Genomic DNA, 12,893 nt, shown 5'->3' on the forward strand with positions numbered 1-12,893 from the left:
ATTTAGTACTCCATAATTAGGCCACCAGCCGCTAAACCTGCACCTGTACCCATTAATAGTACTAATTGTCCACGGTGTACTTGTTTGCTGTCAATTAAAGTGCATAATGCAGTAGGGATAGATGCCGCAATTTGATTTCCATGATTGGGGTAAATCGAAACAAATTTTTCGGTTGGAATATTCAATCTTTTTTGCACATGGTGCATCGCAAGTAGACTTGCCTGATGAGGGACAAACCAATCAATATCATTCAGTGTAAGATTGGCTTTGTGTAAAAGATTCTCCATAAGGCTGTCTACTAATTTAGAGGCTAATTTGAATACTTTTTTACCGTCCATATAAAATAGACTTTGTTCTAAGTGTGAATCGTTCGCGGCCAAACGTGTACCACCCGCTTCAATTTGGCAAAAAGTTGAACCAATACTGTGCGTTTCATGATGTGACGATAAAATTCGATTTGTTCCATCGCTTTGTTCAAGAATACATGCTGCAGCCCCATCACCAAAAATAGTACACGTTTCCATATCTTGCCAATTTAATCCTGCTGAGGCGATGTCACTGGACACAATAAGAACACGTTTAAATCGGCCCCCTGCAACGAGGTATGAAGCAATATCTAAAGCGTTAATGAAACTGAGGCACGTACTGTTTATATCAAAACAGGCAATTCCTGATTGGCCCAATCCTAACTGCTTCTGAATTAATGCAGAGGTACAAGGGATTGCTTGCTCACCCACGCCACAAGCACTGATGATGGCATCAATTTCTGTCAATTGAATATGGGCTTGCTGTACGGCAATTAATGCGGCCTGTGCGCCCATATAGGAAGTTGTTTCGTCAGGAGAAGCAAAGTGGCGCGAAATCAATCCGGATTTTTTTTGTACACTTCCTTGAGGTAAATTAAGTTGAATATCCAGTTCTGAAGACAAAACTTTTTTTCTGGGTAAATAACGACCCATTCCTGTAATTTTTACAGCCGGCATACTCAATTCCTTCATTGCTTCAATAGATTACTAGGCCAGCTTACATTTCTACTATCTTGTCCAAAATGGCTTGATTTTTTGTGCTCCGATGCTCACATACTCCATGTATGCTACGCTCCGGTGCTCGAAAATCAAGCCATTATGGCTCAAGAGAGCGAAATGTAAAAAGGCCTTACTCGAGGTTTCTATGTATGGGAAATAATAGATAGCTATTATACTGTGTGATTATTTATCATTCAAACATGTTCTATTGGAATGTATCTAACAAAATAAGAACTCCTCTCATTAGAACTGTCAACCCTTCTCAATCCATGATAAATTAATCATTATTCATTGAATGATTCGCAAAGGATTGTGGTTAGTGTTTGATCTGAGACAACATATAAAAGCATTTAGCTTGGTCTTGCTGAGCACAATTCTGCAAACCTCTTGTAAGGTAGGACCAAATTTTCATTCGCCCCCACCGCCAAAAGTCAAACGATTTACTGAAACACCATTACCAGCAAAAACCGTAAGTACCTCCGGCCCAGGAGGTCAAGCCCAAGCTTTTATTACGAATGAGGACATTCCTTTATTGTGGTGGGAACTTTATCAGTCTCCTGAAATTAATCAGCTCATTCGTGCGGGTTTAGCCCATAGTCCCAATTTAGTTTCAGCATCCGCAGCTTTGCGTCAAGCACAGGAAAACCTAAAGGAACAAATTGGCAATTCGATGTGGCCTTCAATCGATGTGACTAACTCGATGACAACGCAACGTTATTCAGGCGCACAAATAGGTATCCCAAATGAAAGCGTCACGTTTACCATCTATTATACCTCATTTAATTTATCCTATACCTTAGATGTTTTTGGTGGCGCGCGGCGTCAAATTGAAGCATTAGCTGCTCAGGTTGATTATCAGCAATTCCAAGTGATTGCAGCTTATCTGACCCTGACTGCTAATATTGTTACTACTTCAGTGGCAGTTGCCTCATACCAAGAACAAATTGACGCAACTCGTGATCTCATCAAGGCAGAACAAGGAGTTCTTAACCTTTTAAATAAACAATATCGTTTGGGGGGTGTTTCACAAGCAAATGTATTGACGCAACAAACCTTGCTTGAACAATCAAAAGCCACATTACCCCCATTACAAAAAAATTTATCACAAGCGAAGCATGCTTTAGCTGCACTTGTAGGTACTTTTCCTGATGCACCTTTACCTGTTATTCGTTTAGACCGCTTAAAATTGCCTATAGAGATACCAGTAAGTTTGCCTTCAAATCTTGTTCGCCAGCGTCCCGATGTACGTGCATCCGAAGCATCACTTCATCAGGCTTGTGCGCAAGTTGGTGTAGCAACCGCCAATTTATTCCCGCAATTTACCTTAACTGCCAATGAGGGATGGCTTGGTACCACCTTTTCAGGGCTCTATAGTGCAAAAAATAATGTATGGGCCGTAACGAATCAGGTGCTGCAACCCTTATTTCGTGGAGGAGCTTTACTGGCACAACGACGCGCTGCAATAGCAGCCTATCATCAAGCTGCGGCTCAGTACAGACAAACCGTATTGCAAGCTTTTCAGAATGTAGCCGATGTTTTAAGAGGATTGGAAGTAGATGCACGCACATTGCAAGCGCAAATCAATGCTGAAAATTCGGCACGCGCATCCCTAAATCTCACACTAAAACAATATCGTTTAGGTGGAGTGAATTATATCAATTTATTAAACGCGCAACAGCAGTACCAACAGGCTCGAATTAACCGTATCCAGGCACAAGCTGCGCGCTACAATGATACAGCCGCATTATTCCAGGCATTAGGTGGGGGCTGGTGGCATAAACCTTGGTGTGTCAAAGAGTGTCTATGATGAAAGAGATATTTTTGAAAAAACAGATGATTATTATGTTGGTTGCAGTGGGAATTTTGTTCGGTCTCATTTTTGGTTGGAAGGCTTTTACTAACTACATGATGCAACAATATTTCCTTCAGAATAAATCGCCTGCGGTTACTGTGTCCACGATGAAAGTTGAAGCCTCATTGTGGCAACCTACTTTTAAATCGGTGGGCAGTATGCGTGCGCGTCTTGGTGTGAACGTCACAACAGAACTCGCAGGTATGGTACAAACAATCTATTTTACTCCAGGGGCATACGTTAAAAAGGGTGATCTTTTAGTACAATTAAATGCGGATGCGGAGCTCGGACAATTACATTCATTACAAGCACAAGTTGAATTAGCAAAAATTACTTATAATCGTGATAAAGCACAATATGCTGTTCGGGCAGTGAGTAGGCAAACAGTAGATACTGATGAGTGGAATCTCAAAAATTTACAGGCTCAAGTTGCACAGCAAGCCGCAATTGTTGAAAAAAAGACAATTCGTGCACCTTTTGAAGGTCGATTGGGCATTAACAATACTAATCCAGGGCAATATCTTAATGTAGGGGACACGGTCACAACATTACAGGCATTGGATCCACTTTATGCTGATTTTTATTTGCCACAGCAAGATTTGGCGCAGTTAAAGCTTGGACAAACTGTAAACGTCGTTACTGATACTTTTCCCAAGAAAATATTTCGAGGAAAAATTACTACCATAGAACCTCTTGTAGATAGTGCTACCCGTAATGTGCAGGTAGAGGCTACTGTTCCTAACCCTGATTATCAATTGAAGCCAGGGATGTTTACCCGAGTCGAAGTTGAAACTGGAGCTAAGCGAAGTTATCTGACTTTACCGCAATCAGCAATTAGTTTTAACCCTTATGGTGATATTGTATTTTTGGTTAAAGAAAGCGAGCAAAAAGATAAAAATAATAAACCAATTCTTGTGGTCAAACAGGTTTTTGTTACTGTTGGAGCGACACGAGGAGATCAAATTGCTGTTCTAAAAGGGTTGCATGCGGGTGATATTGTGGTAACCAGTGGTCAATTGAAACTTAAGAATGGTAGCCACGTTCTTATTAATAACAAAATACAACCAAGTAATGAGGCATCACCAAAAATAACTGAGCGTTAATAACGAACTTCTAAATCCCGGGTTACGGCTTGCGCCTTCACCCAGGCTACGATGAATCAAGAAGTGAGCAGTTAGATAAAGAATAATCTAAGGATTAGATAAATGCGGTTTACCGATATTTTTATTAAAAGACCTGTACTGGCTACAGTGATTAGCTTGATGCTTTTAGCAATGGGCTTACGTTCTATTGGTTCCTTACCAGTAATGCAATATCCATTTACAGAAAACGCTATTGTCACTGTAACTACCACTTATACTGGGGCAGACCCTGATATTATTGCTGGTTTTATTACTACCCCATTAGAAAACTCTATTGCTCAAGCCAATGGGATTGACTACATGACGTCTGTCAGCTCGCCTAGCACCAGTACAATTACAGTAAATCTTCTTCTAAATTATGATCCATTGAAAGCACTATCAGACATTACTACTAAAGTGAATGCGGTACTGAACCAACTTCCCAAAAATTCACAACAACCCGTCATTACGGTTTCGGTAGGACAAACAATTGATTCTATGTACATTGGTTTTTATAGCGATGAGTTGCCGATTAATAAAATTACAGATTATCTAATCCGGGTAGTGCAGCCCAAATTACAGGCTGTTAATGGAGTACAGAATGCCCAAATCCTAGGAAATCAAACTTTTGCCCTACGCGCTTGGTTGGACCCAGTTAAACTCGCTGGATATGGAATTTCTGCAGCAGAAGTAGGAGCTGCTCTCGCAAACAATAATTTTATTTCCGCAGTGGGTCGTACTGATGGGCAAATGTTTATTCAAAATCTTACTGCCAGTACTAATCTGTCTGATGTCAACCAATTTAAAAAAATGGTTATTAAAGCTCAAAATGGTGCGATTATTCGTTTGGAAGACGTGGCTACTGTAAAGTTAGGAGCGGAAAATTATAATTCAGCGGTGAGTTTTGATGGGCGAACAGCAGTTTATATTGGGATTGTTGTAGCGCCCTCAGCTAACTTATTGACGGTAATTAATGAGATTAGAAAAATATTCCCAAGTATCCAGGAGCAATTTCCTCAAGGCCTAAGCGGAAAAATTGTATATGATGCCAGTTTATTTGTTAATTCCTCGATACATGAAGTAATCTTTTCCTTATTAGAGGCATTTTTGATTGTAACAGCCGTCATTTTTATCTTTCTAGGCTCAATTCGTTCCGTTGTTATTCCCATGGTTGCTATTCCCTTATCTTTGATCGGGGCATTTTGGATTATGCTCATTTTGGGGTATTCAATTAACTTGCTTACTTTGTTAGCTTTAGTACTCGCAATAGGATTGGTAGTTGATGATGCAATTATTGTTGTTGAAAACGTGCAGCGCCATATAGAGGAAGGACAAACACGGGTTAAAGCTGCTTTATTAGGTGCGCGTGAATTAGCGAATCCAATTATTGCAATAACGGTAGTGTTAATCGCTGTTTATTTACCCATTGGATTTATGGGGGGCTTAACTGGGGCGTTATTTACAGAGTTTGCTTTTTCACTCGCAGGTGCGGTTACTGTCTCGGCAGTAATTGCATTAACTTTATCTCCTATGATGTGTTCCAAATTCCTTAAAATGGGAGATGGGGGAGTTAAAGGACGTTTTATGACCTATGTTGATAATTCGTTTGCAAAGCTTGAGAAATTTTATGAACGAATGTTGTCTGCCACAATAAAGCACCTGCCAGTAGTTATTGTCTTTGCAGTTATTATTCTTTTCAGTAATTATTTTCTTTTTATTACTTCAGAGACTGAGTTGGCTCCCCAAGAAGATTTGGGCATTGTTATTGCTCAAGTGACTGCACCAGCAAACGCTTCTCTAGCTCAAACACAACTTTCTGCAAATGCAGTGAATGACATTTTTAAAAAATTCCCTGAAACGGATCACATTTTCCAAGTGGATGGTTATCAAGGATTAAATACCTCCATCATTGGTATGGTCTTAAAACCCTGGGATCAACGCAAACGAACATCGAATGATTTAGAGCCTTTGGTTCAAAATGAACTCAATAAAATTGCTGGAGCAAAAGTAGCAGCGTTTCAATTACCTTCTTTACCAGGAGGGGGGAGCGGGCTGCCGATTCAATTTGTTATTACTACGACAGAAACGTTTGATAAATTAAATATTGTGTTACAACGCATTTTAGAGAAAGCGGATGAGTCGGGTATTTTTGCTTTTATTAACCCCGATCTGAAAATTGATCAATTACAGACGAAGATTAATTTAAATCGCGATAAAATAGCTCAGTTTGGTTTGACCATGCAAGATCTTGGGGATTTTTTTGGATCTGCCTTGAGCGAAGGTTATATCAACTACTTTGATTTTGTGGGTCGTTCCTATCAGGTTATTCCCCAAGTAAAAAGAGCAACACGTTTAAACACGGATCAAATATTGAATTATTACATAAAGACCTCTTCAGGAGCTTCAATACCTCTTTCCACGGTTGCTGATTTGCAAAGACAGATTGTTCCTGAATCATTAAACCATTTTCAACAACTCAATTCCGCAACAATTTCTGCGGTTGCCTATCCTGGCATTTCTATGGGTAAGGCATTGAATACTTTTGCCAATATTGCCAAGCAAGTTCTACCCCAAGGATATTACATAGATTATGCTGCTCAATCACGTCAATTTATTCAGGAAGGTGCCAGCCTGATTATCACTTTTTTCTTTGCTCTAATTATTATCTTTTTGTCCTTGTCGGCCTTATTTGAAAGTTTCCGTGATCCACTTATTGTGTTGATTAGTGTTCCCATGTCGATTTGTGGTGCTATGATTTTTATCAGTTTAGGCGTGGGTGATGCGACACTTAATATCTATAGCGAAGTTGGTCTGGTTACCTTGATCGGCCTTATCAGCAAACATGGTATTTTGATTGTGCAATTTGCTAACGATTTGCAGGAAAATGGACAAAAAAAGTTAGATGCTATAAAAGCCGCTGCTGCAATTCGATTGCGTCCTATTTTGATGACTACCGCAGCCATGGTTTTAGGGGTTATCCCATTAATTTTTGCTACAGGGGCTGGTGCTGAGAGTCGTTATAATATTGGCTTAGTGATCGCAATGGGTATTTCAATTGGTACTTTGTTTACTCTATTTGTAGTCCCTTCAATGTATCTCTTATTAGCGGCAGATCATTCGAAAATAGCCGCAGCGGAGCATTTAGATGATGAAGAATCTTTGGGGTAATCGTTGGCAAAGAGTTTTCTTTTAATTGCAGTTTTTTAACTAAGATAATTAGATGGGATTTGGGTTACTGATTGGCATAGCAGGGGCTTCATATCTTTTTGTTTCTACATCTTTAGCTGTTTTTGTTGAAGCAAATAAGCCAAACCGTTTGGTTAATTCGCTGATTTCAGGCGGGTTGTGAACTGCATCATTAATATTATCAAGGAGCTTTTGACGAGTAGGCGTGTATAAGTTCAATGCCTCAAGCAATGATAAAAAACACATCTTTAAGTAAGCAAAACTAAAGGTATCTACTTGTTTATGCTTCAGGATAATTCTTGAGAAATTAGGAACTTCAACTTGATTTCTTATTAATTTCAAACGATCTTTAATTTCCAACGTTGTATTGTCAGCAATTTGTTCTAAAGCAACAATTCGATCTGATTTTGCATTTAAAGTATCATCACTTTCAGATACAGAGCTGCCATTGGCGATGGCAGTTCTAGAATAGCTTAAATAAATTTTAAATTGGGCTAAGGCAACTCGTACTCTATCAAGATGATAATATTGAGCGTAGTATTTTTCCTCAAATTTACTGATTTCTATTTCCAACAGTTTTTTGATACTTCGATCAATATCTTTAGAAGGTTTTGATTTTTCTATTATCCCATTTTTAAGTTTGAGTAAATACGCTTTGAGTTCTGCTCTGTATTCTTTATCAGTATATTCTAAGCCTATATGGCGATTGCACATGACTGCAAAATGCTTGTCGAACGATTCAGTTGTATACTGTTCGACAAAAGCCTTTTTCTCCTGCTCCTGAATTGGAACCAAGCTCATGAGATAACCCAAATGCTCTTCTGAAGTATCTAATCGCATTTGATGTGTTGCTTTTAAACCCAAGTAATAATGATGGCTTGCAACGATTAAAGCCTCAATTTCAGTAAAATGAGGGTCATAAGCTTTAAGTCCAGAATTACATAGCGCATCCAACTTATGATCTTCTGGGTATTGGCTGCGCGCAATTTCGACTTTTTTATCTTGTTTAAGTTTTGCTAATTTGGGTAGTGCTTTTTTATAAGCAGCACATAACTCAATTTTTGCTTGGTCTAATTTAACTGGCGGTTTTGGGGGGGCAGAAATATCAAAAACATCAATTGGTGTTGTAACTTGGAGATACCAAGAGTATAGATTTTCAATATCTTGATAGTCCTTATCTATTTTTTTGAGATATCTTTTGGTTCTTTTGATCTGTTTTTTAGTTATGTTAATTCTTTTTTCTAGTGGTTCTGTATCACAAATTAATCCTATTCGTGTTTTGGAATTTAAGTCCAATGAATGCAACAACCCTTTAAAAAATTCATTAGTGATTTGTCTTAATGGGCCGGATAATATCCCTGGAAAAAGTCCCAACCGGTTTTCCCAACGGTCCGCTTCAAGAAGCATTGGGGTAAATATTGTCGAGCGCATCTTCTCTATATTATCCAGTATTGCATCATGAGAAGTGCTAGTAAATTCATTGAGTTTTGCTGTAAGTTCCTGGTAAAGGTAAATCATATTGGGAGTTTGCAGGAACAATTTAAAATAAGAATCAGAACTATTAATTAAAGTTTCTATAATTAAAGTTGCTTTTTTGGCTCGAAAATGTAATTCATTAAGTTCTTCAGTTGTTAGATAATTTGTATTTTTTAACGATCTAATATGTTTAGGACTAATATAAAAAGCATTAAGAACATACCAAAGCGAATTGTATTGTACATTAGTTGGTCCGTAGGGGACTTGTTCGGGTGCTACTTGGTATGCATCAGAATGTTCCTCGAATGTTGCATAAAGACTTTGTGCCTTAGCAACTAAATCACGAGCTATGAATCCTAAATGCGGATCAGCCGCCAAACGCTGTGCTGACTTAATGATTTCATTAAGATGTCCATAAGCTTGTAATAAATAGTATACATATTTACTTTTAATGCTTTGATTATTTAAATTTTCTAATTCATGAACAATCCCTTCCAAATGGAATAAACTGTTAAAAATATCTTTTAATGCACAGACTTGCCTGCTTTGGCTCAATCTCTTGTTGTTATCCTCCATTTCAGGAAATGGTACTGCTGAGGGAGGGAATACAGTTTGTATGGCATCATTCAACATTCCTGTTGGTGAAAGGTCTAATAGTTCCGGTGATTGATGAGGAGTTAACTCATCTTGCATTGCCTGGTTAAATAGTTTGGTCACCTCAAATAGAGATTGCCTGAATTGATGAATGCATTTGGAATAATTAGTATGTTGGATAACGTGGTGCTCACGTCCTGTTTTGGGAGCGGGTGCGAGTACTGCTGTGTTATTTTCAAGAGTAAACTTATTTTTAGCTAAGTTAGAAAACCGCTCAGTTCGTCGATTCCATTCGGTAGTAACACGAACAAAAGTATCACGGAAGTAACTTCTAAAACCTAAGAACATTCGAACCGGTGGAGCATCCTTTCTGAAAAATTTTTTGTCTGATAAGCTCGCAACCAAATATTTATCAAAATTTAATGCATCTTCTTTCTGCTCAGGTGGTACTGCACAAATTAAGTAGGGTTGGAAAATACTGTATAAATTGCGAAGTTGTGCTTTTACTCCTGGAGCAAGCTCATTTAAGAGCGATATATTTCCCCGAATTTTGGGGTTCTTTTTTATTTCTTTATGGAGCAACTCGAGAAATTGAGAATATGCATTTTTTACAACTAGGAATTTATTATGCTTATTTTGATACCATTGGCAGATTTCAAGCGATTGATCTGCGCTTAATTGTTCCAAATTTTGTAGTAATTTATCGCCTTCTATCGTTTTAAAATGTAGTTTTGCATCTTCTGCACGTTTGATGCCTAGAGCTTTTGACTCTTTTTCATCAAGAAATCTAGCGTTTGCAAAATCATAATGAGTTTGACTTTTATCCTTCCATTTGGCTAAGAAATCTTGAGTATGCTCGTCCAGTTGTAAAAACAAAGATGCGGGTGGTGCTTCTAATATATCTATTGGCCTATTTGCTAGGAATGCAGCCAAATATTTTTCGAACTTTTGAGCGGAATCTTTGAGTTCGGGGGGGATTCCAAATTTAAAATAGGGTTGGAAGACTGAATATAACTTGAGGCATTCAGTTTTTGCAGCTTCATCGAAACTTGTTAACAACAAGTTACTGCCGTAAAGCTGCGGTTTTGATTCAATCTGTTTTTTTACTATCTGAGAAAAGCGAGTATATGCACTCTGGATGTTCTGAAACTCATTTTTATTGAACCACTCAAAATTGATATAATCAAAGAAGTCTTGGACATTTTTATCCAGACCTAAAAAAAGGTCTTTAGATGGAATATCTGTGACTTCTTTATTTGCAAATAAATCGGATAAATAACGTTCAAAATTTTTCGCAGTATCTTTAAATTCAGTGGATACAATGGACCCTAAGTAAGGTTGAAACACCTTAAATAACCGATGGCACTCTGCTTTTACTGTATCGTCGAATTGGCTCAGGTCCAAATTTTTTTCATAGAGCTGGGGTTTTGCGGCGATTTGTTCTTTGACTATCTTGGCAAAATCCAAATAAGCATTTTCGATTCGTTGGAATACTGGTTTTCTGAGTCTGAATTTTTTATCTTTATCTTGCTCAACTTGTAGCGGTATTGATTCATCAGCAGTATATACATCCGTTTTTTCACTATAGGGGAATAAAACTAAATTTGCTTTTTTGTGTACTGAATCAATAATGTCTTTATTTAATTTAATATGAAAAACCTTGCTGTTCTCATCTTTAGTAATTAAATGAGTTAACGCTTTTTCTTTTGCTAAAACAAAACTTATATGATCTGCAGGAAGCTGCTTTTTTATCCGGCGTACGCGCGTTCCCACATATGAATACCAGTCTTCTTTCTCAGGCCCAGTCAATCTGGAGATTACCAGTTCGTTTAAATCGATGTCGAGTTGGGCCATATATGGCTTAAGGAGCTTATAGTGCTTTATAAGCTCTTTTTTAACTTCCGGAGGGAGTTGATACAATTGAAGTGTTTTATAACGAGGATCGTTCAATAGAGCAAAAAATTGCTTGCACGCTGCATTTGCTTTTTGAATTTTATATAATGCTTTATTGTCCTTATCGATCCTTTTATACGTCATTTCTAATCTTAATTCGATAAAACGCTGATCTTCTATCTCAAGTAAATCCTCTCCTTTCGCTTTAAAATCAATTGCCTTTTTGGGCAGATAAAGAATTTTTTCGTATAAGACTTTGATTTGTTCCATTAAAGGAACAGACAAAGTGCCAGGCTTAAGCATGGCATTGTCTTCAATTTTATCGACCAAACCAAATAAAGTAGGAAAAACGGTGTACTTAAGCTGTGCTAATTTGTCGCGGACTAAATCCTGAGATGATTCACTGAGCTCTCCAATTTGCTCTAAAGTAGTCATGGATAAAGTGATTATATTGCTAATTATATGGATATAATTTAAAAATTTAAGTGAAACAAGAACGTGGCTTCCTTTTAAATTTTCTATATCATTCAATAGATTAAGTGCTGCATTTTGTAGCTCGGCCAGCTTTTCTTGGTTAAGCTTGGGTTCCGATTTTTTAATCTGCGAAGAAAATTTCTCTATGTAATGGGTTAATTTATCAATATAACTTGGTAAAACTGCACTGAATTGAGTGAGAAAATTATAATCTACATCGCCACCAATAGGCCGCATTTGATCAACGGCGATTCCTGCTACTTCCCCTACTTGGTAAGCTAATGGCATGGGTTTTAGTGCTTTTACTATAGCCTTTTGTTCTGTAGAGTGATTTTCTGCAAAAATTTGGATTTGATTGAATAAAGGCAGAATAAGGGCTAATTCCTCATTAAACATGTCTCTTAGATCAACATCTAAATGAGTAAGCAGATAACTTGCTTCATAAGCCGAATCTATTGTTTTACTATAGAGCTCTTTCAGATCAGAATAAGTTCGTTTGATGTTTCTGACATCGACATGTTCCAAATCTAAAAAAGTAAGGCGTGCATGGTAAAGTGCATTAATTAGTTTTTTAATTTGAGAAATATTATCCGGATCCAGATCATAGTTGGTAAAAGGAGCCCAGTTGATGTGACCATTTCTTGAAACCGCTGATAATACACGTGCTCTAAATGCATCGAGTGTAAAAGGAAGGGTATGATTTCTTCTCGATGTAATTCTAAGAATTTCGGGCATATACGGCTCAAGGTCTTTAGGTGCAAACTCTGAGCCTAAATTAATTTTTAATTCTTCCTTTTTTATTATCCCAGTTATCAAATTTCCCTTGGGATCAAGAACAGTATATTCAAGACCTTCGTCAATTATACGGACATACAATGTGCCTTTTTCGGGGTTTATTTTGTCGCGCATTAAGGAAATGTTGTATTTAAAAGGAATTGGTGCATCGAGCTCTTTTAAAACAACATCTTTAACCGTTTCATCTTTTGGGGTAATTACTGAATAGGCGACTTTTCCATTTTGTTCCCTTATGTACAATTTCCCGGGTTCTATTATGGTTTCATCCGACATGAAACAAAGCTCATAGCGAGGAAAATAAGGAACTATTCGAGGACTAACATTTTTGCTGTATAGAATATCAAAAATTTTAGTGTCAATTTGCTCCAGTATTTTAGATATCTGGTTTTGCTTAAATGACTCTAATAATTTTATATATTCTTCAAGTATCATTTACAGTAAGCCTAATTAATTCATAAGTTGAAGCTACTTAGTCGA

The 12,893-nt window shown here is 37.6% G+C and carries 5 protein-coding genes; 3 read left to right on the top strand and 2 right to left on the bottom strand.

The window, feature by feature from the left end; all coding sequences use genetic code 11:
* Positions 1-2: 2 nt before the first annotated feature.
* Positions 3-983, bottom strand: a complete 981-nt coding sequence (locus Lstg_RS13370) for a beta-ketoacyl-ACP synthase III (RefSeq protein ID WP_058478169.1) — start codon at positions 981-983, stop codon at positions 3-5.
* Positions 984-1,344: 361 nt separating this feature from the next.
* Here Lstg_RS13370 and Lstg_RS13375 point away from each other — a divergent pair, with 361 nt between their 5' ends.
* The 3 genes from Lstg_RS13375 (at position 1,345) to Lstg_RS13385 (ending at position 7,166) form a co-directional block, all read left to right on the top strand.
* Complete coding sequence (locus Lstg_RS13375; RefSeq protein WP_058478170.1) at positions 1,345-2,832, top strand: efflux transporter outer membrane subunit; 1,488 nt, start codon at positions 1,345-1,347, stop codon at positions 2,830-2,832.
* Positions 2,832-3,980: an efflux RND transporter periplasmic adaptor subunit gene (locus Lstg_RS13380; protein WP_058478192.1), complete on the top strand. Its 1,149-nt coding sequence runs from the start codon at positions 2,832-2,834 to the stop codon at positions 3,978-3,980. The genes Lstg_RS13375 and Lstg_RS13380 overlap by 1 nt, the downstream gene beginning before the upstream one ends.
* Before the next feature lie 102 nt (positions 3,981-4,082).
* On the top strand, positions 4,083-7,166 hold the full coding sequence (locus Lstg_RS13385) for an efflux RND transporter permease subunit (protein WP_058478171.1): 3,084 nt from the start codon (positions 4,083-4,085) through the stop codon (positions 7,164-7,166).
* Positions 7,167-7,214: 48 nt separating this feature from the next.
* On the opposite strand, the gene Lstg_RS13390 is transcribed toward Lstg_RS13385, so the two are convergent.
* Positions 7,215-12,848: a hypothetical protein gene (locus tag Lstg_RS13390; protein ID WP_058478172.1), complete on the bottom strand. Its 5,634-nt coding sequence runs from the start codon at positions 12,846-12,848 to the stop codon at positions 7,215-7,217.
* Between the last annotated feature and the right edge of the window lie 45 nt (positions 12,849-12,893).

Origin of the sequence: Legionella steigerwaltii, assembly GCF_001468065.1 — a bacterium.
Taxonomy (GTDB): Bacteria; Pseudomonadota; Gammaproteobacteria; order Legionellales; family Legionellaceae; genus Legionella; species Legionella steigerwaltii.